The organism is Micromonospora parva (genome assembly GCF_040649675.1).
GTDB classification, from domain to species: Bacteria; Actinomycetota; Actinomycetes; order Mycobacteriales; family Micromonosporaceae; genus Micromonospora; species Micromonospora parva.
Genome location: NZ_JBEZFX010000001.1, coordinates 42,807 through 65,207 on the forward strand (window position 1 = coordinate 42,807; position 22,401 = coordinate 65,207).

The following is a 22,401-nucleotide window of genomic DNA, read 5'->3' on the forward strand; positions in this document are numbered from 1 at the left end:
CGGGGTGCCCGGGCCAACCACTGTGAAACGATCGAGGCCATGCCGAAGAAGGTCGACCACCAGGAGCGACGCACCCTCATCGCGGACGCGTTGATGCGGGTCGCCGCGGCTCAGGGGCTGGAAGCGGTCAGCCTCCGACACGTGGCCGCCGCAGCCGGCGTGTCGGCCGGCATGGTCCAGCACTACTTCCGGACCAAGGACGAGATGATGGCGTTCGCGTTGAGCGTGGTCCGCGAGCGCAGCCAGATCCGGGTCACCGAGGCGGTGGCCCGGCTGGGTGCTGACCCACCGCCCCGGCTGCTGCTGCGGACCCTGCTCGCCGCGTTGCTGCCGGTCGACGCGCACACCCGCGACGACGGTCGGGTGGCGCTGGCGTTCCTCGCCTACACGGCGGTACGTCCGGCCGCCGCGACCGGCCTGCGGGAGGGCACCCGGCAGCTCACCGAGTTCATCGCCGGCCTCCTGCCCGAGCGGCACGACGCCGCCGCCGCGGCCGGTCTGCTGGCGCTGATGGAAGGGCTGGGTGTCTACCTGCTCGGCGGGCAGTACACCGCCGAGCAGGCGCTGGGCGCGCTGGACGCCCAGCTGGACCTGCTCTTCGGCGCGTCGTCGACCGCCTGAGCGGTAGTGGTCGTACCGGGCCGTCAGCAGCGCGGCACGTTCGGGATGTACCCGTCGTAGCCGGTCAGCAGGTAGGCGTCGGAGACGTAGCGGTTGGTGCCGATCCGGTTCCAGACGGACGTCGTGCCGTACGGGCCGGTGACAGTGCTGCCGACGGCCTGACAGTAGACGGCGACGGTGGCGCCGTCGGCGACCGAGCCGACGACCGGATAACTGGCACCGGGGCCGGAGCGGACGTTCAGGGTGCTCGCGCTGGTGCTCACCGTGCCGGAGCCGACGCCGGTGATGCCGTTGACCAACTGCAGGTAGTAGGTCCAGTTCCAGTTCGGGCCCGGGTCGGTGTGCGTCGCGCCGGGCACCTCGTTGTGCCCGATGATGTGCGCCCGGTCCTTCGGGATGCCGTACCTGGTGGCGAGGCTGCGGGTGAGTGCGGCGGACGCGCGGTACATCGCGTCGGTGAGCCAGGCGGGATTGTCGACGTACCCCTCGTGCTCGATGCCGATCGACTGGGTGTTGTAGGTCCAGTTGCCGGCGTGCCAGGCGATGTCCTTCTCCCGCACCGACTGGGTGACGGCCCCGTCGGAGGAGCGGAAGGTGTAGTGCGCGCTGGCCTGCGCGGCCGGGTTCTGGAACCAGCCGACGGTGCCGGAGTACGAGCCCTGCGCGGTGTGGATGACGATGCGGGTGACCGGGTGGCTGCCCGGCCGACTGGCCACCGTGTAGTTGCTGGTGCTGGCCGGCGCCCAGACGGCCGGCCCGTAGTCGGTGCTGAGCGTGCCGACCCCGCCGGCGCGCTCCAGGGTGCCCCGGCGCGGCGCTACCGGTCGGCCCGACACCGTCTCGCCGCGCTCGCTGAACCCGGCGCGCAGCAGGTCGTAGACGCTGTCCGCGTAGCGCCGCGCCACCGACGGGTCGTGCGCGCCGCCGTAGCGGGCCAGCGCCGGATGCCAGGCGTTCACGTCGTCGCGGTCCGCGGCGGTGCGGCCGGCCTGATCGGCGTACGCGCGCAGCACTGCTGCCGCCCCGAGGACGTTCGCCGTAGCGTCGGTCCGCAGCGCGGCCGGACTGAGCCGGGTGAGCGTGGCGGCTTCGTCCAGTGTGCGCACCTCGGGGTTGCTCGTCAGGTGCATCAGCCCGTACCCGCCGGCCGCGCTCGGCGCGCCGCCGTGCATGTCCAGCCGCGACTCGGCGTACCCGAGCGCCACCAGCAGGTCGCGCGGAACGTCGTAGCGCGCGGCGGCGGTGTCGAACGCGACGGCCAGCGGGGTGGCCGTCGCTGGTGTCCCGCCGGGGTCGGCGGCGGCGGGGGTGGCACCCACGACCACCCCGGTCAGGGCGGTGGTCAGGGCGAGCAGGAAGCGGCTTCGGTGGGAGGTTCGAGCGGACATCAGCACTCCTCGCGGTGACGGAGGTGGGCGGCGCGGGGCCGCCCACCTCGGGGTCGGGCTCGTCAGCACCAGCCGTTGACCGGACCGTTCACACCTGTCGACAGGTAGGCGTCGGACACCCAACTGCCGTCGCTCAACCGGTTCCAGAGCGCCGTGGTGCCATACCGGCCGGTGTGCGAGGTGCCGTTGGCGGAGCAGGAGATGGTGACAGTGGCGCCGTCGGCCACCGAGCCGAGTGAGCCGTAGCCGGTCCCCGGCCCGGCACGTCGGGTGAGCGCCCCGCCGCCGTTCGCGTCGACCACCCCCTGGTTGAAGCCGAGCGCGCCGTAGTTGTAGAGACCGCCACCAGCACCGGCCCAGGCCGACCCGTGCCGTGCACCGCCCTGGTACGCGGCGGCCCCGTTGGCCAGCACCCACTTGCCGATGTCGTGCCCGGCGATCGGCACGTACGCGCTGTTCTGCCGGAGCCCGAAGTGGACGTGCCGGCCGTAGGCGGCACCGCCGCAGGTGACGTCGGTGCCGGTGTTACCCAGGACGGCGCCCTGACCGACGCTGGCGCCGTTGACGGAGATGCTGTTCCACAGGTGGTAGTAGTCGGTCGAGTAGCCCCGGTCGTGGATCACCCGGATCCACCCCTGGCACATCGTGTACGCCGCGCCCGCCCGGGCGGCACGGACCACCTGGTCGCCGCCGGCCAGGTCGACCGAGCTGTACGGCGACTCGGTTCCACCCCAGCCGTGCGGGCCGCTGGTGAGCGTCCACGTCTGGCCAACGCCGAACGGCAGGGCCATCCCGGTCCGGTAGTCGCCGCCCGCGTACATCGGGCTCGGGGTGGTGGTGAGCACGTCCCTCTCCTGCGCGGTCGTCAGCGGCGACTCGGCGGCCAGGGCGCCGAAGGCGGCCTCGCCGTCGAAGGCGATCCGCCACCCGGCAGGCTCGGACCGGGCGATGAAGATCGACCCGGTGGGGTGGGCGTCCTCCTGCCGGGGCGCGAGGGCGACGGCGGTGCCGAACGCCCACCGGCCGCTGGTACGGCTGACGGTGACCCGGGTCTCCGGTCGCGCTCCGGCCACTGACAGTTCGGCAGAACCGAGCAGCTTGGCGGTCACCGCGGCGGTGAGCGCGGGGGTGACGGCCGCGGCGGCGGCGCTGGGCGCCGCCCCGATCAGGCTCGTGACCATCAACAGGGCGGCGGCTGTGCCGCCGACCAGTCGTCGACCGTGTCTCATCGTGGCCTCACTTTCGGATGGGTTCTCGGACCGTCGAGTTCCGCCACGGATGCCTCCCGCCGGATCACAACCGAGAGACAACCGTCGATATTGACGCCGATTGTTGTGTAGCAAATCGTCAAAAGTCAACGAACCCATCGAAGGTTTTCTACATCCCTGGATTCGCGCCCGAGCCGGCCTCGGCCGGGCTGCGCGCCGCACCACCCCTGAACGAGAATTGCGCCATGCGGTAGGGCGCGGCACTGTGCGGAACGCCGCTACCGGAGGGGGCGAGCGCGGATGTTGACTCTTCAACGGGTGTCGATCGGCTACGGCCATGCGCCGACCGTGCTCCGGGACGTGTCGGTGACGGTCCGTCCGGGTCGGGTGCTTGCGTTGACCGGTTCGTCGGGTGCCGGCAAGACCACCCTGCTGCACGCGATGGCCGGGCTGCTGCGCCCGCGAGACGGCGCGGTGACAGTCGACGGGCAGGCGCTTCGCGACCGCGACCACGCGGTCGAGCACCGGATCGTCCTCGTCCCGCAGGACAACGGTCTGGCCCCGATCCTGACCGCCACCGAGAACCTGCAGGTGGCGCTGGTCGCCGGCGGTGTGGCAGCGGCGCAGGCCCGCCAGCAGACCGCAACGATGCTGGATCGGCTGGGTCTCTCCGGCCAGGCCGACCAGTTGGTCGAGGAGCTGTCCGGCGGCCAGCAGCAGCGGACGGCCATCGCTCGCGGTCTGGCGCTGCGCGGCGGCGTGCTGCTGGCCGACGAGGTGACCAGCGAGCTGGACGCGGGTAATCGGCAGCGCGTGCTGGATCTGCTGCACGACGAGGCACGCCGGGGCGCGGCGGTCGTGTTCGCCACCCACGACCCGGAGGTGGCCGCCGCCTGCGAGGCGGAGCTGCATCTCGTCGAGGGTCGGGCGGAGATCGTCCGCGATTGACGGGCCTGCGATAACCGGCAGATCTCAGTCCATCCGCACGGGACGGCGGGCGAAAGGCACCGCCGATAGCATCGCCGTCAATGCTGACCATCATCTGGGCAGCGCTCGCGGCCCGTCGGGCGCAGGCCGCCGCCGTGCTCCTGCTCGCGTTGCTCGCCAGTGCCGCCGCCGCGGCCGCACCGAGTTACACCGCCGCGGCCGGGCAGGCCCTGTGGCGCTACGAACTGTCCACCGCGCAGCCGAACGAGCGGCGGGTGCGACTCGCCGAGCCCGTCGAGTATCCGGGGATGCCCGGCGATCCGACCAGGACGGTGTTCGCCGACAGGGTCCGTCAGTTGACGCCGGCCGGGTTCGACGTCGTCCTGGGCGCCCAGAGCGGCGGTGTCGCCGCCGGTCGCGCCGGCAGGGTGACCTCGAACCTGACCTATCGGGCGGGGGTCTGCGAGCGGGTCGCCGTGACCGGCGCCTGCCCCCGGGCCACAGCGAGAGGTCAGGTCCCCGAGGTCATGGTCAGTACGCACACCGCGGCGCGGCTCGGTGTCGGCGTCGGGGATCAGTTCACCTTCGGCGCCGTGCCGGTGCGGGTGTCCGGCGTCTACCAACCGTTGGACGTGCGGGATCCGTACTGGCTCGGCGAGGAGCTCATCCGGCCGCCCGCCGCGGACACGGCCACCACGTCGATCCCGGGTAGCGCCGAGGACGCCATCTTCAGCGCCGAGTCGTCACCCCTCGCCGACGACGTGATCCTGTCCCGCTCGACCGCCGATCTCTACGCCACCGAACGGTTGCTGGACGGCCGATCCGTGCCGGACCTGCGGGAGACGATCGCGGTGCTGGAGCGCGACGGGGGGCGTGAGGGTTACGGGGCCGGCAGCAGCCTGCCGAGTCTGTTGGACCGCGTCACACTGCAACGCGGGCAGCTGGCCGACGGCGTGGTGCTGGGCGCGGGGCTGCTCGTCCTGCTCTGCTGGCTGGTCCTCTTCGTCGCTGTCGGTTCGGCGGCCGACCAACGCCGACCGGAGCAGGGCCTGCTCCTGCTCCGTGGCGTGCAGCGTCGACGGCTGTGGGTGCTGGCGATCGGTGAGCACGCCGTGCCCGTCCTGGTCGCGATCCCCCTCGGCTGCCTGGCGGGTCTGGCCGCCGCCGACCTGCTCGCCGCGCGCACCCTCCCGGCCCACGCCGACGTCGCCGTGGACGCGACGACGATCGTCTTCGCCGCTGTCGCCGCCCTCGGCGCGCTCGCCGCGGTGCTGTTGGCCCAGGCCCGGATGATGTCCGCGCCGGTCGTCGACCTGCTGCGTAGGGTGCCGGCCCGGATACGAGGGTGGCGGGCCACCATCGGCGACGTCGTCGCGGTGTCCATCGCCGTGGGCGCCGTGGTGCAGTTGCGCTCCGGCGGATCGCCCAGTGGTCTGGCGCTGGTGGCACCGATCGCCGGAGCGCTCGCCGCAGGCGTGCTGCTGGCGCGGGTCGCGATGCTCGCCGGCGCCGCTGTGGGCGCGGCGCTGCTCGCGCGTGGCCGCACAGCGGTCGGCCTCGCCCTGGTGCAGGTGGCCCGCCAACCCCGGTTCCGGCCGCTGATCGCCCTGCTCACCGTGGCCGTCGCCATGCTCGCCTTCACCGTCGCGACGAGTGAGGTCGCCTCGGCCGCCTACCTCGACCGGTCGGTCGTCGAGGTCGGCGCGCCCCGCGTCGTCGAGGTCGACGCGACGTCGCGTGCACATCTGTTGACAGCCGTGCGGGCGGTCGACCCCGAGGGCAGATTCGCGATGGCCGCCGTGGTGTCGGGTACGCCCGCCGCGGCCGGCACACCGCTGCTGGCAGTGGACTCCGAGAGGCTGGCGACGGTGGCCGCGCCGCATCCGTCCTACGGCGCCTCGCTGGCGGACATCGCCCGAGACATCCACCCGCCCGCACCCGGGCAACCGGTGCGGCTGCGGGGTCAGCAGCTCATCATGGCGCTCTCCGCCGACTTCGACGCCGAGATCTTCGGCGGGCATCGGGTCCGCCTCGCGATCACGATCTCCGGACGGAACGGCACCCGGGTTGCCCTTGCCCGCGAGGACATCACGCCCGGCCGGAAGGATTACGACCTCCAGGTGCCCGAGTGCGCGCAGGAATGCCGACTCGTCAAGATCGAGATCGATGCTCCCGTGGTGTCCCGGCCACTCACGGTCCAGTTCGAGGAGCTGAGCACCGCCGACGGCGAGGGCGAGTCGGTCGTGCTGACCGGCGCACAGCTCGCCGATCTGCAACGGTGGCGGCTGCTCGATACGGATGACACGTCCATCAGCACAGCGAGCGGAACGAAAGCCGCGTTGGTCCTCAAAGTCGCGGAAGGCCCGCGCGCGAGGCCGGCCGGTGTCGGTGTGCTCGATTCGCCGTTCCCGCTGCCCATCTACCTGACCCGGTCGAAGGGGACGAGCCTCGGCGGGTCTCATCCGTACGACGGTGTCGACGGGACACCGACCAACGGGTCGGTTCGAGGTCTGGTCGACCGCCTGCCGCGGCTCGGCGCGTCCGGTCTCATCGCCGACCTGGAGTACGCGGACCGACTCGCCGTCGCCAGTCAGAACGGCAGCGAGGAGGTCTGGTTGGCGCGGTCGGCTCCCACCGATGTCCTCGACCGGCTTCGCGAACAGGGCCTGGTCGTACGGGGCGACCGGACGATCACCCAGGTCCGAGCGGACTTCGATCGACAGGGAGCGGCCCTGGCGCTGCGCTTCAACGTCTTCGCCGCGCTGGCCGGGGTGCTGATCGGGGCGGCCGGCATGGTGGCGACGGCCTCCGCCGAGCAACGCGCCCGGGTGGCCACGCTGGTGGCGCTGCGTCGGCAGGGGTTGCCGCCACGCGCCGTACGGGGCGGCTACGGATGGCCGGTCGCGTTCGCGGTGGGGTCGGGTGCTCTCGTCACCCTGGTGATCTGGCTCCTCACCCGGGGCGGGCAGCGCCTGTTCAGCGACGGCCGCTCACCGGTCCCGACACCCGACTGGCCGACCGTCGACCGGCTGCTGTTGTTCGCGGTGCCGGCCGTCGTCCTGTTCGCCCTCACCGCTGTCGTGCTCGGTCGGATCATCGCCAGCTCGGTGCGCCGCCGGAGCGGTCGATGACCGCGGCCCGGCAGGACGCGCCGGTGACCACCGCACGGCCGGCCGAGGGGGTGGCCGTCAGCTGCCATCGACTGATCCACATCTACCCCACCGCCACCGGGGACGTCGTCGCTCTCTCCGGCGTGGACCTGAGCATCGCGGCCGGTGAGATGCTGGCGCTGGTGGGTCCGTCCGGCTCCGGCAAGTCCACGTTGGTGGCGATCCTCGGTGGGCTCATGCAGCCCTCCGCCGGGCGGGTCCAGGTGGGCGACCACGAGCTGTCCCGGCTCCCCGCCAAGGGCCTGGCCGCCCTGCGCGGCACCACTGTCGGCACCGTGCTCCAGGGCGCCGAACGCAACCTGCTGCCGTACCTGTCGCTGTCGCGCAACATCTGGTTGGCGCAGCGAGCCGTGGCGCGCACGGCCAGACGCCGGCTCGACCCACCGGAGGCGATCCTCGAACTGGTCGGTCTCGGCGGTGCCGGCGCGCGGCGGGTCGCCGACCTGACCCCGGGTCAGCGCCAGCGGGCGGCGCTGGCGCAGGGGCTCGCCGCCGGGCCCGGCCTGCTCCTGGTCGACGAGCCGACCAGTCAGCTCGACGTGGCCGGTCGTGACGAGGTGCTCGCCGCGCTGACCACCGTCAACGCGCAGCGGGGCACCACAGTGGTGGTGGTGACCCACGACGGCGAGGTGGGCGCCCGACTGGGCCGGGCGGTCACCATCCGCGACGGCCGGGTCGGCGCCGAGGGGCGTGACGGCCGGGACTTCGCCGTGGTGGCCGGTGACGGCACGATCCAGTTGCCGCCCGAGACGTCGGCGGCCTTCCCCGCCGGGACGTTGTTCGAGGTCGAGCACACCGACCAGTCGATCACCCTGCGCGCCGTGACCACCCCGTCGTCCCGCCCCGGAGACGACGGGGTGACCAGCGTCGGCGACCCGCCCTGACCAGGCCGTCTGAACGGCCCCGCTCGGCTCGGTGGGCCGTGTTGTCCGCGGTCGCGGTCAGGTGAGCGGCGACGGCGACTCGGCGCCGGGGATCGTCAGCGCCGGCGTACCCGATCCGTCCGCCGGGACGCTCCACACGTCGGGTTGGCCGTCGTCCCGACGCAGCGTGTAGGCAAGCTGTCCGCTGTCCAGCCAGGCCGCCTGGTCATCGACGCTGCGGGTCTCCGCGGTCGCGGTGACCCGCATGCTCGACAGGTCGAGGACCGACAACCGCCAGCCCTTCGCCGGGTCGGCGTCGATCGCCTCCTTGAACGCGAGCCGGGTGCCGTCCGGTGACAGCGACGGGCACTCGACGTTCTCCTTGAGCGTCTCGACGGTGCGGGCGGCGACGTCACCCCGGACGAGGTACCGCCGACCCCCGGTGGACATGGTCGCGTAGAAGCGGTTGTCGTCGGCGGTGAAGGTGACGCCCCAGTAGTTGACATCCGGGTTGCGGTGGCGGCGGCCGTCCATCGTGATCGCGAAGTCTTCGAGCGACGCCACAGTGGCACCGGTGACGGTGTCGAGGATCCCGGTGCGGGTGGAGAAGCCACTGGAGGTGTACGAGTCACCGCCGACGAACGTGGTCCAGGAGACCATCCGGCCGGAGGCCGAGACCCGGGCCCGGTTCGGCAGACCGGGTACACCGACCGCCCGGGTCTGGCGCAGCTCCGCGTCGAGCACGACAACCTGGTACGACCACGCGGTCTCCGGCTTCAGGCAGACCCCGGTGCCGGCCGCGGCGTACACCCGCAGGCATTCCAGACCGCCGACCGTGCGCGGCCCGGCGGGGTCGGTCGCGGCGACGGTGGAGACGTGCCGGTCGGTGATCGCCAGCAGACGCCGCCCGGGTGCCAGGCTGACCGCCTGCTCGCCGCCGACGGGCGGCGGTGTCCGGGGAGCCTGCGCGGCCGTGGCGGCGTAGCCGGCCGCCACCGTGCCCAGCAGCACGGCCGAGGCGACCACCACGCCGAGTTTCGCTCGGGTCGACATCGCGGTCATCGGAGCACCTTCCGGGTGGTGGGTCGGGACGGGGAGGTCAGCAGGAGCAGCGTGCCGACCAGGACGCCGGCGACGGCCACCGCCGCCGCGCGGACCGCGTGCTCCGGTCCCCACGCCTGCCAGGCCAGACCGAACAGCACTGAGGAGACGAGGTACGCCAGGGCCTGCCCGGTCTGCACCAGCGCGATTCCGGTGGTCCGCAGTCGCGCCGGCAGCACGGGCCCGGCGAGCGCGATGAGCACACCGTCGGTGGCCGCGTAGAAGGCGCCGTACAGCGTCAGCGCCAGAGCGATCAGTGGCCAGCCGTCGACCGGGCCGGCCAGCAGCAGGTACGTCGCACCGAGGGCGGTGTAGCCGCCGATCACCACGGGCAGGCGACCGATCCGGTCGGCGAGCGCGCCGAGCGGGGCGGCGAGCAGCAGGTAGGCCAGGCTGGTTCCCACCGCGAGCAGCGGGAACCAGCGCAGGCCGAGGTCCATCCGGCGTTGCAGCAGCAGGTAGACGAAGCCGTCGCCGATGGTGGCCAGGCCGAGCATCGCGGCGGCCAGCACCAGCCGCCGGGCAGGCCCGCCGCGCAGCAGGCCGACCGCCTCGCGGACGGACACCTTCGGGTCGTCCGGCCCGTCCGCCGCCGGGCCGTCGGCTGCCGGGCCGGTGGGCCGTTCCCGGACGAAGAGCACCAGCACCACGACGGCCAGTGCCGCGATGCAGAAGCTGGTGACGAAGACCGCGTCGTACGACTGCCCGACGACCAGCAGGACCGCGAACGCGGCGAGCGGCCCGAGGAACGCGCCGAAGCTGTCCATCGCCCGGTGCACCCCGAATGCCCGACCCAGCGCCTCGGGCGGGGTGGAGAGGGTGATCAGAGCATCGCGTGGCGCGCTGCGCACCCCCTTGCCGAGCCGGTCGACGGCGATGACGGCACCGATCGCCGGGATCGACCGGTCGGCGAGCAGCAGTCCGAGTTTCGCCACCGCCGAGAGCGCGTACCCGAGGCCGGCGATCAGTTTGCGCCGCCGGAACCGGTCGGCGGCGAAACCGCCGACGACCCGCAACAGCGCGGTGGCGCCGGTGTGGACGCCGTCCAGCACGCCGAAGGCCACCGGGCTGAGGTTCAGGCCCAGCACCAGGTAGAGAGGCAGGACCGCGGCCACCATCTCGGCCGACACGTCGGTGATCAGGCTGACCGTGCCGAGCGCGATGACGTTGCCGCTGACCATCGCGAACCGGCCACGTCGGGGCCCCGGTCCGGGCGGGTCGGCGACGGGTCGGGAGACGGTCGACAGGTACACGCGCATCTCCTCGGATCGACGGCTGACGGGCAGCCATCGTCCGTACTCGCCGCGGTGGACACAACGGACCGTCGGTGGCATCCGGGCGAGGGCCGGGTGAACGGCTTTCCAACAACGAGGTGTTCGCCTGCCGGGACGCAGTGTTCATCCGCCCGTCGCCCGCCGGCTCATCGACCTTCCTACATTCCTTGCGCTCTTCCCACGAGGTAAGGAGTCCTGGATGGACATTCGATTCCCCCGTCCGTCGGTGACGCTGGGGCTGGTCACGGTGATCGTCGCCGCGACCGCCGCCGTCGTCGTGACCGGCGCTGGCGCGGCGTCGGCGGCGAGCGTGACCTTCACGCCGGTCGCCGACACCTACGTCCAGAGCGACACGGCCACCACCAACTACGGCACGTCCACGCAGGTCGTGGTGGACAACTCACCGGTGCGGCGCTCGTTCCTGCGCTTCACCGTGAGCGGTGTCAGCGGCACGGTGACCGCCGCCAAGCTGCGACTGCGCACGATCAGCGGTAACAGCGGCAGCGACGCCGGCGGCACGTTCCGCCGGATGTCCAACACCACCTGGTCGGAGACCGGCACCACCTGGAACAACCAGCCGGCCATCGACGGGGCCACGCTCGGCACCATCGGCGCGGTCAGCGGCAACACCTGGTACGAGGTCGATGTCACGGCCGCGGTCACCGGCAACGGCACGTACAGCTTCGGCGCCACCTCGGCCAGCGGCGACGGCGCCTACTACGACACCCGGGAGAGCGGCGCTGACGCCCCGCAGCTGGTGGTCACCACCGGGACCACCACGCCGCCCCCGTCGGGCGACCCGGTCTTCGTCGGCGCTGGCGACATCGCCGACTCGGGCTCCGGCGACAGTGCCACGGCGGCGCTGCTCGACACCATCCCGGGCACTGTCTTCACCACCGGCGACAACGTCTACGACAGTGGGACGGCGTCGCAGTTCAACAGCTACTACGAGCCCACCTGGGGTCGGCACAAGTCCCGTACCCGCCCGTCGCCGGGCAACCACGACTACAACACGTCGGGCGCGACCGGCTACTACAACTACTTCGGTACGTCCGCCGGCCCGAGCGGTCGCGGCTACTACTCGTACGACCTCGGCAACTGGCACATCGTGTCGCTGAACTCGAACATCAGCATGTCGGCCGGCTCGGCGCAGGAGCAGTGGTTGCGTGCGGACCTGGCCGCCAGCGGCAAGCCGTGCACGCTCGCGTACTGGCACCACCCACTGTTCACGTCCAGCTCCAACCACGCGCCGTCGACGTCGACGCGTCCGCTGTACCAGGCCCTCTACGACTACAACGCCGACGTCGTGGTGTGGGGGCACAACCACGTGTACGAGCGGTTCGCCCCGATGAACCCGGCCGGTGCCGCCGACTCGAGTCGGGGGCTGCGTAGCTTCGTCGCCGGGATGGGCGGCGCCGGCCACTACGGCTTCGGCACCATCCAGCCCAACAGCGAGGCACGTAACAGCTCGGCGTGGGGCCTGCTGAAGTTCACCCTGCACTCCAACAGCTACGACTGGCAGTTCGTCCCGGTGGCCGGCCAGACCTACACGGACACCGGCACCACCTCCTGCCACTGACCGCGCGGTCCCGCTGCGCCGTCAGCGGCGCAGCGGGACCCTCGCTCCCCCTGGCCGACGGAGCCCGCTCGATCGCGGCGACCCGCGCGGTTCCACGGCGAGATCTTGGACAGTTTCCGTTCACCCGGAACGGAAACTGTCCAAGATCTACGAAAATCGCCACGTCCGGCGCCGCGATCCGCTGCCAGGGCCGACCCGGTCAAGTCCCGACGGCACGCGACCGAACGACGTGTGCCCCCGCCCGGAACGCGGGCAGGGGCACACGGGCGTACGTCAGGGCGTCAGCGGGACGTGCCGGCGCGACGCTTGTTGTAGACGTCGAAGGCGACCGCGACGAGCAGGACGAGGCCCTTCACCACGGACTGGGTCGACTGGTCGATGCCCATGAGCTGCATGCCGTTGCTCATCACCGCCATGATCAGACCACCGACCATCGCGCCCACCACGGTGCCCACGCCGCCGGTGACCGCCGCGCCGCCGATGAAGGCCGCGGCGATCGCGTCCAGCTCGAACATGTTGCCAGCGGCGGGCTGGGCGCCGTTGGACCGCGACGAGTAGATGACGCCGGCCACCGCCGCCAGGAAGCCCATGTTGACGAACATCCAGAAGTTGACGGTGCGGACCTTCACCCCGGACAGCGCCGCCGCCGACAGGTTGCCGCCGATCGCGTAGACCTGGCGGCCGAAGACGGTACGCCGGGTGAGCAGGCCGTAAACCAGCACCAGGACCGCCAGGATGATCAGCACGATCGGCAGCCCTCGGGCGTGCGCCAACTGCCAGGCGAAGTACATGAGGACCGCGCCGACCAGCACGACCCGGGCGACGAACAGCGGGAACGACTCGACCGGCTGCTGGTAGCGGATCCGCGCCACGCGGGTGCGGAAGCCGCTGACCGCGTAGCCGGCCACGGCGATGGCGCCGATCAGCAACGTGAAGGCGTCGAAGCCCTCGCCACCGAGCAGGCCGTTGAGGAAGCCCGCCGCGACCTGCTGGTACTCGGAGGGGAACGGCGACAGCGAGATGTTGTCGAGCACCCGCAAGGTGAGACCCCGGAACAGCAGCATGCCGGCCAGGGTCACGATGAAGGCCGGAATGCCGGCGTACGCCACCCAGAACCCGTGCCAGGCGCCTACCGCGACGCCGACGACAAGCGCCGCGACGACGCCGATCCACCAGGGATGGCCCTGCTGGATCACCAGGACGGCGGAGACCGCTCCGGTGAGCGCGACGACCGATCCGACCGACAGGTCGATGTGCCCGCCGATGATCAGGATGACCATGCCGATCGCGAGGACCAGGATGTACGAGTACTGGAGAACGATGTTGGTGATGTTGCCGGGGCTCAGCAACACCCCGTCGGTCAGGACCGCGAAGAGCGCGACGATGACGACCAGGGCGACGTAGATGCCGCTCTGCCGCAGGTTGTTCAACACCAGCGCGCGCAGGTCGTTCGTCCCGCTGTGCAGGGCTGCGGTGGGTGTGCTGTCCGGCGGCGTGGGGCGCTCCGTCGAAGGGGTCTTGATGCTGGTCATCCGACGAGCTCCTTGTCCTTGGTCATCAGCTCCATGAGGCTCTCCTGAGTCGCCTCGGCCACCGGCATCTCGCCGGTGATCCGGCCGGCGGCGAGGGTGTAGATGCGGTCGCACATTCCGAGCAGCTCCGGAAGCTCGGAGGAGATGACGATCACCGCCTTACCGGCCGCCACCAGCCGGTTGATGATCGTGTAGATCTCGTACTTGGCGCCGACGTCGATACCGCGGGTCGGTTCGTCGAGGATCAACACGTCCGGGTCGGTGAACAGCCACTTCGACAGCACCACCTTCTGCTGGTTGCCGCCGGAGAGCTTGCCGACCACCGCCATGACGCTCGGCGTACGGATGTTCATCTCCTTGCGGCTCGTCTCGGCAACCTTGATCTCCTCGTTGCCGTTCACCCAGCCCAGGCGGGACAGCCGGTCCAACGCGGCGGCGGACACGTTGCGCCGCACGTCGTCGATGAGGTTGAGCCCGTAGCGCTTGCGGTCCTCGGTGACGTAGGCGATGCCGTTGTCGATCGCCTCGGCGACCGTGCGGGCCTGTACCTCCCGCCCGTGGACGAAGAGCCGGCCCCGGATGTCGCGCCCGTAGGACCGACCGAACACGCTCATCGCCAGCTCGGTGCGACCGGCTCCCATGAGGCCCGCGATGCCGACGACCTCACCGGCGCGTACGGACAGGCCGACGCCCTCGACGACCATCCGGTCCTGGACCGGGTGCCGCACCGTCCAGTCCTCGATGCGCAGGACCTCGTCACCGGGGGACGACTCGCGGTCGGGGTAGAAGCTGTCCAGGTCGCGCCCGACCATGCCCCGGATGATCCGCTGCTGGTTCACGTCGTCGGCCGTCATGTCGAGGGTCTCCACCGCGCGCCCGTCGCGGATCACCGTGGTGGAGTCGGCGATGGCGGTGATCTCGTTGAGCTTGTGCGAGATCATGATGCAGGTGATGCCCTGCTCCTTGAGGGCCCGCAGCAGGTCGAGCAGGTGCGCCGAGTCGATGTCGTTGAGCGCGGCCGTCGGCTCGTCCAGGATGAGCAGGCGCACCTTCTTCGACAGCGCCTTGGCGATCTCCACCAGCTGCTGTTTGCCGACGCCGAGCTGGATGACCGGGGTGACCGGGTTCTCGTGCAGCCCGACGGATGCCAGCAGCTTCGCCGCTTCGGCGTTGGCGAAGTTCCAGTCGATGAGCCCGCTGCGGCCACGCCGCTCGTTGCCGAGGAAGATGTTCTCCGCGATCGACAGGTACGGCACCAGGGCGAGCTCCTGGTGGATGATGACGATGCCGTTGGCCTCGCTGTCGCGGATGCCGCGGAACTGCATCGGCTTGCCGTCGAAGAGAATCTCGCCATCGTACGAGCCGGACGGGTAGACGCCGGACAGCACCTTCATCAGGGTGGACTTGCCGGCGCCGTTCTCACCGCAGATGGCGTGGATTTCGCCGCGGCGCACTGCGAGGGTGACGTCCTCCAGCGCGGTCACGCCGGGGAAGGTCTTGGTGATGCGACGCATCTCGAGGATGGTGTCGTCCATGGTCACTGTCCTCCGTCAGGTCTGGACGCGGTACACGCCCAGGCGTCGGGCCCGGCGGATGACCGCCGGGCCCGACGAGTGGCTTACTTCTTGGCCTGACCGGCGGCGACCTCTTCCGCCGTCCAGTAGCCGGAGTCGATCAGCGTCGCCTTGATGTCGTCCTTGTAGACGGTCGCGATCGGCAGCAGGTACGCCGGGACGACCTTGACGCCGTTGTTGTACGTCTCGGTGTCGTTGGCCTGCGGCTGCTTCTTCTGCAGGAACGCCTCGGCCGCGTTCACGGCCTGCTCGGCCAGCAGTCGGGTGTCCTTGAAGACCGTGGAGCTCTGCACGCCGTCGTTGATCAGCTTGATCGAGGCGATCTCCGCGTCCTGGCCGGTCACGACCGGGAGCTTCTTCGCGCCCTTGCCGTAGCCGGCGTTCTGCAGGGCGGTGATGATGCCCCGGGAGATGCCGTCGTACGGCGACAGCACCCCGTCGACCTTCGAGCCGTCGTTGTAGCTGGAGGTGAGCAGGTTCTCCATCCGCTTCTGCGCGGTCTCCTGCTGCCACCGCAGGATGGCGACCTGCTCGGGGGTGGTCTGCTTGGACTTGACGACCAGCGTGCCGTCCTCGATGAACGGCTTCAGGGTGTCCATCGCGCCGCCGAAGAAGTACTGGGTGTTGTTGTCATCCAGCGACCCGGCGAAGAGCTCGACGTTCAGCGGCCCCTTGGCCGTGCCCTTCGTGCCGTCCTTGTTCAGCAGGCCGAGACCGACCAGCAGCGCGGTGCCCTGGGCGACGCCGACCTTGTAGTTGTCGAAGCTGACGTAGAAGTCGACGTCCTTGCTGCCGCGGATCAGCCGGTCGTAGGAGATGACCGGGATCTTCGCGGCCGCGGCGGCCTGCAGCTGGCTGCTGAGCGCCGTGCCGTCGATCGCCGCGAGGATGAGGACATCCGCGCCCTGGGTGATCATCTGGTCGACCTGCTGCGACTGCGTGGGGATGTCGTCGCCGGCGTACTGGAGGTCGACCTTGTAGCCCTTGGCCTCGAGCTTCGACTTCACCGCGTTGCCGTCGGCAATCCACCGCTCCGAGGTCTGGGTCGGCATCGACACACCGATGGTCAGATCGCTGGGCTTCTCGTCACCGGTCTTGTCACCGCTGCCCGCACCCCCGCCGCTGCATGCCGCCAAGCTCAGCGCGAGTGCCGCGCCGCCGAGAGCAACCAGGAATTTCCTGCCCACCGGCTTCTCCTCTCAGGACTCCCCCGCCGACTGCCCGGGGCCAACTGTCATCTTTCGGGTAGTGTTAGCGCTCACAAACATTGCGTCAACACCTGATCCGAAATACCGGTGTCACGGTCTCGTAACGGAGCATCCAGGCGAGCGTAGCGATACGACCGATCAGCCGGAAGGGCAGGACGCGACAACTCAGCGTGGTCGTCCACGGCACCGACAGACCGGTGCCCGCGGACGACGTCTGTCGTCCGCGGGCACCAGCACTACCGTCGGGTCAGATGGGTCGCCGGGGCCTCGTCGGCCGGCGAACCCGATCGGCTACCGCTGCGACCACCGCTGGTTCGCCGCACCGGTGCAGGTCCAGAGGATCACCGTGGTGCCGTTGGCGGTGCCGTTGTTGTTGACGTCCAGGCAGAGCCCCGACTGCACGGCGCTGATCGTGCCGTTGGCGTTGACCGCCCACTGCTGGTTGGTCCCGCCGTTGCAGTCCCAGATCTGCACCTTGACGCCGGCCGTGGCGTTGAGGGGCGCGTCCAGGCACTTGCCGAGGGCCTGCAGGGTCTGACCGCTGCGGGTCCAGCGCTGGTTGGCGGCGCCGTTGCAGTCCCAGATGACCGGCTGGGTGCCGTTGGTCGTGTTGCTGTTCGGCACGTCGAGGCAGCGCCCGGAGGCGGCGCTGGCATACGCGCTCGACGTGGTCGGCGGCGGCGTCGTCGTGCCGCCACCGCTGACCCGGTACACCACGGTGCCGTGCGCCGGGACGCTGGCGCTGATGGTCCCGCTGCTGGAGCTGGTGCCGCCGGTCCACGCGTCCACCAGCGTGAACGACGAGCCGGACTTGCCGATGGCCGCGGCGGTGGTCGAGATCGTCGTCGTCGAGCCACCCTGGTTGAACAGGGCGACGGCGACGTCACCGTTGGCGAGCCGCTTGGCCAGCACCCGACGCGTACCGTCGAACGACACCTGCGTCCCCTGCAACCCGAGCGAGTCCTGGTTGATGGCGATCAGGTTGGCGTTCTTGAGGATGGTCTGCGTCGCGGCGTTCATGTTCCGCACGTCGTTGCCGGCGATCAGCGGAGACGCCATGATCGCCCACATCGCGAAGTGGCTGCGCATCTCCGTGTCGTTCATGCCACCGCGGCCGACCTCCATCATGTCCGGGTCGTTGAACCCACCCGGCCTCGCGTACGACGCCAGCGGAACTGTCACGTTGATGATGTTCTGGATGCCCATCGGGTAGCCGTTGGTCTGGCCGGTGTCCCACGCGTTGGTGATGTCCTCGGTGGTTCGCCACATGTTGGCCACGTCGCCCCAGTTGCGCTGCGGGCCGGTCTTGGCGTGGATGCTGTTGGGGTTGATGCTGTAGACGATCGGCCGGCCGGTGGCGGCCAGCGCGTCACGCATCTTGGCGAAGGTGGCCACCTGGTCGTTGATGCTGCCCTCCGGCGAGCACCAGTCGTACTTGAGGAAGTCGACGCCCCAGGCGGCGAACTGGCGCGCGTCCTGCACCTCGTGACCACGGCTGCCGGTCGCGCCCGGGTAGGAGCCGAAGTACTGCGCGCAGGTCTTGTCGACCGGTACCTGGTAGAGGCCGAACTTCAGGTTCCGGGCGTGCAGGTAGTCGCCGAGCGCCTTCATGCCGCTGGGGAACCGGCCGGGGTCGCCCTGGATGTTGCCGGAGGAGTCCCGGTTGGGATTGAACCAACAGTCGTCGACGACGACGTAGTTGTAGCCCAGGTCCCGCATACCGCTGCTGACGATCGCGTCCGCCGTCTGCCGGATCAGCGCCTCGTTGATGTTGCAGCCGAACGAGTTCCACGAATTCCACCCCATGGGGGGAGTGCGCGCCACGCCGTTGTCCAGTGCCTGCGCCGTCGGAGCGCGAAGGCCGACCAGTGTGCCGGCGAGCAGTATTCCGGCGGCCAGTACGCTCCCCCAGCGACGACCTCGGGTAGTGCGGTTCATCGAGCCTCCTTGTCGGTGGCGCCCGGCCGTGACTACGATCTCCGGTTGGTGCGCCGATAGTTGTGCGCCTATTTTTGTTAGCGTTAACAGAGACGCCCATCATGTTACGGCGACATTTCACGAGGTTCAATACCTTCACGAGGTCGTATCGCCCGAGGTCGATTGACTACACTGCGCAACGCATCGAGGCACGTCTTATCGGTGACGATGCCGGAAATTGCCGCACGCCGACGTCGGCCCGCACCCCCGGCCGCACCCGCACCCGCTCAGCGGGCAGCCGCGGCGGGACCGATGCCCGCCGCGGGGGCACCTCTGATGGTCAGCGCGGTGGGGCGACACTCTGGCGGGCGACCAGGGCCGGGGCGACGGTCTGCCGCAGCGCCCCGCCGGTGCCCGACTCGATCTGCGACAGCAACATCTGCAGGCTCGCCCGCGCCACCGCGTCGAAGTCCGGTCGGACGGTGGTCAGCGGCGGAATGAAGTACGCCGCCTCCGGCACGTCGTCGAAGCCGACCACACTGATCTCGTCCGGCACCCGCCGGCCGAACTCGTGCAGCGCCCGCAGCACGCCCAACGCGAGATGGTCGTTGGCGGTGAAGACGGCGGTGACCTCCGGCATCCGCGCCAACATCTGCCCGCACCGGTAGCCCGACGCGGCCGACCAGTCCCCCGGCATCGGCGGCGGCGGATCCAGCCCGGCGGCCAGCAACGCCTGCCGCCAGCCGTCGATCCGGCCGACGCTGTCGAACCAGTCGGTCGGCCCGGAGACGTGCCAGACGGTGCGGTGCCCGGCGTCGAGGAGATGTTGCGTGGCCGCCCGGGCGCCCGCCACCTGGTCGACGGTCACCAGCGGCACCGGCCGGCTCGGGTCGCCGTCGACGGTGACCAGCGGGACGTCCTTGGGCAGGCGCTCCAACGCCTCACCGGCCGACTCGACCGGGGCGATGACCACGATGCCGGCGACCCGGTGCGACAGGTGCCGCTCGACGGCCGCCGAGATGGACCGGTGGTCGAGGTTGCGCACGCTGCCGACGCTGACCGCGAAACCCTCTTCCGCGGCGGTCTGCTCCAACGCGGCCAGCAGCGACGCCGGACCGTAGAGCGTCGTGTTCTGCGCGACCACCCCGATGACCTGTGATCGACCGGTCACCAGGGCGCGCGCCGCGCCGTTGGGGCGGTAGCCGAGTTCGGCGATCGCCGCGCGCACCCGAAGCCGGGTCTGCTCACGGACGTTGGGGTGCCCGTTGAGCACCCGCGACACCGTCTGATGGGAGACACCGGCGAGACGAGCAACGTCCGTCATCGCGGGACCGTGGACGGCCATTTCACTCCCCCCGCTACATCTCCGGCCCGCGGCCCGTCGACGTCGACTGGAGCGGCCCGGCCCGATCCCCCTCGCTCAGTCACCACGCCGGTGCTGAATCCCAGGTGACCAGCGCTGGATCGCCGACAGTCTACGCCAGCAACCGTCCTGAACACGGCATGGCTCTGTCGGGTCTGCGCAACCCGCCCACGCCGTACCACCCGGTCCCCGCCGGAGGTGCGCGCCAGCCGGTGCGGCGCGCGGCCCCCGACGTGGTACGCCGGCCCGCCCGCGCTCCTGGACAGAGCGTGGAGCAGGCCGGCGCGGGCCCGACACGGTGGCGCCGACTCGACATGCCGTACGGCGTGCGCGGCCGGCGCCACCGGTCAGACCGGACGTCGTGTGACTGGTGTCACGGCGTCGTCAGGTCGAATCGCCGCACGGTGACCGCGCCACCGAGCGCCTGTGTTGCGTGGTTGAAGATGGCGAACCGGTAGCCCATGAAGAACTGCCAGTTGTTCGCCAGCGTCAGGGCGTTGCCGAACGAGGTGAAGTTGACCCCGTCGGTGCTGTACGAGAAACGGGCCTGCCGGCCGGAGCCGGGTCTGATGTCGGCGTTGGCGCGCAACCAGATCCGGCCACCGGAGACGGCGGTGCTCGCCACCTCGCTGCCGGTGCTGGTGGTGTTCCAGCTGCCGTCCATCGTCAGGCCGTTCTGCATGACCAGCCGGGTGGACCCGTTGTCCCGTCGGATGCCGATCCAGGCCGACGAGTTGCGCAGCACCGCCAGGCCGGTGCGGTCACCGTCGCGCATGGTGGAGTAGTCCAACTCGATGGTCGCGGTCGAGGTGGGGCCCTGGATGCGGTGGGTCAGCGTGTTGCGCGCCTTGTACAGGTCGCCGGTGACGGTGGCGGTCTGCAGGTTCAGGCCGTTGTTGACCGACCACTTGCTGTTGTCCGGGTTGTGGTTCCACTCCCACTGCGGGCCCAGCGTGGTGCCGGCGAAGGTGTCGGTGCCGGTGAGCGGCTTGACCGCCCGGGGCGGCGCCGGCAGGTTCGGCTTCGGGTACGAGCTGCCCCACGCGCCGTTGACCGTCTGCAACACCGGCCAACCGTCGCCGGTCCAGGTGATCGGCGCCAGGGCCGGCATCCGACCACCGGGGTACGCGTCGACGAAGGACATGTAGTACCAGTCGCCGTTCTGGGTCTGCACCAGACCGCCCTGGTGCGGCACACCGCCGCCGGAGATCGGACCGGGCAGGTTGAGCAGGACCTGACGTTGCTCGTACGGGCCGAACGGACCGTTCGTCGACTTCAGCACGTACTGGCCGTTCGCCGGGCGGGTGAGCCAGATGTAGTAGGCGCCGTTGCGCTTGTAGAAGCGGGCGCCCTCCAGCGTCCCGATGCTCGACGGCGTCTGGTAGACCTGCTGGGCGCGGACCTGGGACTTTCCGTCGGCGGAGAGCTGGGCCACGCTGATGGTGCTGTTGCCGTACGCCACGTACATGGTGTCGTTGTCGTCGACCAGCAACCCGGCGTCGTAGTAGCAGTTGGGGATGGTGGCGTGCTTGCTCCACGCGCCGTCGACGGCGGACGCGGTGTAGATGTGGGTCTGCGCGAAGTCGATGCACCCGGCCCAGTAGTACGTCCGGTTGCTCGGCCGGTAGTTCAGCGTCGACGCCCAGATCCCGTCGACGTACGCGTTGCCACCGCTCATGTCGTACTTCGAGCCGAAGTCGAGCCGGGGCACGGCGTGCCCGGCGAACTCCCAGTTCACCAGGTCGTAGGAGCGCAGCACCGGCGCGCCCGGCGAGTAGTGCATGGTGGACGACGTGAGGTAGTACGCGTTGTCGACCCGGATGATGTCGACGTCGGCGAAGTCCTGCCAGATCGCCGGGTTCGAGAAGGTGCCGTTCGACGGGGGTGGCGTGGTGGGGTCGGTCCCGCCGTCGACGCGGACGAACTGCCACTGCTGGTTGGTGCCGTTCCAGTCGTCGTACTGCACGATGTTTCCGCCGTCGGCGGTCGAGGCGCCCTGCACCTCCATCACCTTGTTGCTGTTCCGATTGATCAACCGGACGTAACCGCCGTCGGAGTCGGCCAACCGGAACTGCTGGTTGGTGCTGTTGTTGTCGCTCCACTGCACGATTGCGCCGCCGTTGGCGGTCGAGAAGCCCGAGACGTCCAACACCTTGTTGGACAGCCGCGACTTCACCCGGTAGTAGCCTCCACCGGAGTCGACGAACTGCCACTGCTGCTGGTTACCGTTGTTGCGGGTCCACTGCGTGATCCGCGCGCCGTCGTTGGTCGCCAGGTTGTACACGTCCAGGGCCTTGCCGCTGTTGCGGTTCACCAACACGTACCAGGCACTGGTGTCGACAGTCGCCGCTGACGCGGGCGCCGAGGCGACGGCTGCGGCGGCGCCACCGACCACCAGCGTCATCGCGGCGACAGCAAGTCTCGACAGCCACCCGCGCCGACGTGGCGCACCCCGGGGAACCCGACCGATGGAAAGCATGATCCTCCTCTGCTGACGTCAACCGAGCGATCTGGGTCGCGTCCGCGGCACCGGGCGGGGCACCGAGCTGACCGACGTCCGGCCATGTGATCGCTAACACCGTCATCCCGACGGTCGCGGCGATGAGCTGCCGCAACCGAGAGAGGTGGAACGCGCGCGTGGCCGGACAGTCAAAGACATCGACCATCTTGGCTATA

At 70.4% G+C, this 22,401-nt stretch carries 15 protein-coding genes; 5 read left to right on the forward strand and 10 right to left on the reverse strand.

All coding sequences use genetic code 11. The features are described 5' to 3' along the window. Nucleotides 1–39 precede the first annotated feature (39 nt). Nucleotides 40–621: a TetR family transcriptional regulator gene (locus AB0C03_RS00195; protein ID WP_030336004.1), complete on the forward strand. Its 582-nt coding sequence runs from the start codon at nt 40–42 to the stop codon at nt 619–621. A gap of 23 nt (nt 622–644) precedes the next feature. On the opposite strand, the gene AB0C03_RS00200 is transcribed toward AB0C03_RS00195, so the two are convergent. Together AB0C03_RS00200 and AB0C03_RS00205 are read right to left on the reverse strand one after the other, a co-directional pair. Beyond that, entirely contained in the window at nt 645–2,009 is a 1,365-nt protein-coding gene (locus tag AB0C03_RS00200; RefSeq protein WP_357632964.1) for an N-acetylmuramoyl-L-alanine amidase, read from the reverse strand. A 62-nt stretch (nt 2,010–2,071) separates the two neighbouring features. Continuing rightward, nucleotides 2,072–3,238: a peptidoglycan DD-metalloendopeptidase family protein gene (locus AB0C03_RS00205; protein ID WP_030336008.1), complete on the reverse strand. Its 1,167-nt coding sequence runs from the start codon at nt 3,236–3,238 to the stop codon at nt 2,072–2,074. A 279-nt stretch (nt 3,239–3,517) separates the two neighbouring features. Here AB0C03_RS00205 and AB0C03_RS00210 point away from each other — a divergent pair, with 279 nt between their 5' ends. From AB0C03_RS00210 to AB0C03_RS00220, 3 genes are all read left to right on the forward strand, one after another. Continuing rightward, entirely contained in the window at nt 3,518–4,165 is a 648-nt protein-coding gene (locus AB0C03_RS00210; RefSeq protein ID WP_210866698.1) for an ABC transporter ATP-binding protein, read from the forward strand. A gap of 80 nt (nt 4,166–4,245) precedes the next feature. Beyond that, nucleotides 4,246–7,275: an FtsX-like permease family protein gene (locus tag AB0C03_RS00215; RefSeq protein WP_357632969.1), complete on the forward strand. Its 3,030-nt coding sequence runs from the start codon at nt 4,246–4,248 to the stop codon at nt 7,273–7,275. Next, complete coding sequence (locus AB0C03_RS00220; RefSeq protein ID WP_210861297.1) at nt 7,272–8,198, forward strand: ABC transporter ATP-binding protein; 927 nt, start codon at nt 7,272–7,274, stop codon at nt 8,196–8,198. The genes AB0C03_RS00215 and AB0C03_RS00220 overlap by 4 nt, the downstream gene beginning before the upstream one ends. Before the next feature lie 57 nt (nt 8,199–8,255). On the opposite strand, the gene AB0C03_RS00225 is transcribed toward AB0C03_RS00220, so the two are convergent. Together AB0C03_RS00225 and AB0C03_RS00230 are read right to left on the reverse strand one after the other, a co-directional pair. Further along, nucleotides 8,256–9,239 (reverse strand): TolB family protein, encoded by a 984-nt coding sequence (locus AB0C03_RS00225; RefSeq protein ID WP_357632973.1) that lies wholly within the window; start codon nt 9,237–9,239, stop codon nt 8,256–8,258. Then, nucleotides 9,236–10,537 carry an MFS transporter gene (locus tag AB0C03_RS00230; protein WP_435823352.1) on the reverse strand — a complete coding sequence of 434 codons (1,302 nt, stop codon included), beginning with the start codon at nt 10,535–10,537 and terminating at the stop codon, nt 9,236–9,238. Before AB0C03_RS00230 ends, AB0C03_RS00225 begins: the two co-directional genes overlap by 4 nt. A gap of 214 nt (nt 10,538–10,751) precedes the next feature. Between AB0C03_RS00230 and AB0C03_RS00235 the strand changes: the two genes are divergently transcribed. After that, on the forward strand, nt 10,752–12,131 hold the full coding sequence (locus AB0C03_RS00235; protein ID WP_210866703.1) for a CBM96 family carbohydrate-binding protein: 1,380 nt from the start codon (nt 10,752–10,754) through the stop codon (nt 12,129–12,131). A gap of 281 nt (nt 12,132–12,412) precedes the next feature. Here AB0C03_RS00235 and mmsB read toward each other — a convergent pair whose 3' ends face one another. The 6 genes from mmsB to AB0C03_RS00265 form a co-directional block, all read right to left on the reverse strand. Continuing rightward, nucleotides 12,413–13,663 (reverse strand): multiple monosaccharide ABC transporter permease, encoded by a 1,251-nt coding sequence (gene mmsB / locus AB0C03_RS00240; protein ID WP_030336023.1) that lies wholly within the window; start codon nt 13,661–13,663, stop codon nt 12,413–12,415. Further along, complete coding sequence (mmsA, locus tag AB0C03_RS00245; protein ID WP_030336025.1) at nt 13,660–15,198, reverse strand: multiple monosaccharide ABC transporter ATP-binding protein; 1,539 nt, start codon at nt 15,196–15,198, stop codon at nt 13,660–13,662. The genes mmsB and mmsA overlap by 4 nt, the downstream gene beginning before the upstream one ends. 83 nt (nt 15,199–15,281) lie before the next feature. Then, nucleotides 15,282–16,424, reverse strand: coding sequence for a multiple monosaccharide ABC transporter substrate-binding protein (gene chvE / locus AB0C03_RS00250; RefSeq protein ID WP_030336027.1), 1,143 nt, complete (start codon nt 16,422–16,424; stop codon nt 15,282–15,284). 312 nt (nt 16,425–16,736) lie between these two features. Beyond that, the gene (locus tag AB0C03_RS00255) at nt 16,737–18,383 is read right to left on the reverse strand and encodes a glycoside hydrolase family 27 protein (protein ID WP_030336028.1); all 1,647 of its coding nucleotides are present in this window, start codon (nt 18,381–18,383) and stop codon (nt 16,737–16,739) included. A 319-nt stretch (nt 18,384–18,702) separates the two neighbouring features. Continuing rightward, nucleotides 18,703–19,686 (reverse strand): LacI family DNA-binding transcriptional regulator, encoded by a 984-nt coding sequence (locus AB0C03_RS00260; protein ID WP_209444598.1) that lies wholly within the window; start codon nt 19,684–19,686, stop codon nt 18,703–18,705. Nucleotides 19,687–20,098: 412 nt separating this feature from the next. Beyond that, nucleotides 20,099–22,204: a family 43 glycosylhydrolase gene (locus AB0C03_RS00265; protein ID WP_210859104.1), complete on the reverse strand. Its 2,106-nt coding sequence runs from the start codon at nt 22,202–22,204 to the stop codon at nt 20,099–20,101. Between the last annotated feature and the right edge of the window lie 197 nt (nt 22,205–22,401).

Bases quoted from the DNA above. Each gene is read 5' to 3' on its own strand.
- AB0C03_RS00215 (WP_357632969.1), top strand. From the start codon at position 4,246: ATGCTGACCATCATCTGGGCAGCGCTCGCGGCCCGTCGGGCGCAGGCC.
- mmsB (WP_030336023.1), bottom strand. From the start codon at position 13,663: ATGACCAGCATCAAGACCCCTTCGACGGAGCGCCCCACGCCGCCGGAC.
- AB0C03_RS00220 (WP_210861297.1), top strand. From the start codon at position 7,272: ATGACCGCGGCCCGGCAGGACGCGCCGGTGACCACCGCACGGCCGGCC.
- AB0C03_RS00200 (WP_357632964.1), bottom strand. From the start codon at position 2,009: ATGTCCGCTCGAACCTCCCACCGAAGCCGCTTCCTGCTCGCCCTGACC.
- AB0C03_RS00260 (WP_209444598.1), bottom strand. From the start codon at position 19,686: ATGACGGACGTTGCTCGTCTCGCCGGTGTCTCCCATCAGACGGTGTCG.
- AB0C03_RS00265 (WP_210859104.1), bottom strand. From the start codon at position 22,204: ATGCTTTCCATCGGTCGGGTTCCCCGGGGTGCGCCACGTCGGCGCGGG.
- AB0C03_RS00195 (WP_030336004.1), top strand. From the start codon at position 40: ATGCCGAAGAAGGTCGACCACCAGGAGCGACGCACCCTCATCGCGGAC.
- AB0C03_RS00205 (WP_030336008.1), bottom strand. From the start codon at position 3,238: ATGAGACACGGTCGACGACTGGTCGGCGGCACAGCCGCCGCCCTGTTG.
- AB0C03_RS00255 (WP_030336028.1), bottom strand. From the start codon at position 18,383: ATGAACCGCACTACCCGAGGTCGTCGCTGGGGGAGCGTACTGGCCGCC.
- AB0C03_RS00235 (WP_210866703.1), top strand. From the start codon at position 10,752: ATGGACATTCGATTCCCCCGTCCGTCGGTGACGCTGGGGCTGGTCACG.
- mmsA (WP_030336025.1), bottom strand. From the start codon at position 15,198: ATGGACGACACCATCCTCGAGATGCGTCGCATCACCAAGACCTTCCCC.
- AB0C03_RS00230 (WP_435823352.1), bottom strand. From the start codon at position 10,537: ATGCGCGTGTACCTGTCGACCGTCTCCCGACCCGTCGCCGACCCGCCC.
- AB0C03_RS00210 (WP_210866698.1), top strand. From the start codon at position 3,518: ATGTTGACTCTTCAACGGGTGTCGATCGGCTACGGCCATGCGCCGACC.
- AB0C03_RS00225 (WP_357632973.1), bottom strand. From the start codon at position 9,239: ATGACCGCGATGTCGACCCGAGCGAAACTCGGCGTGGTGGTCGCCTCG.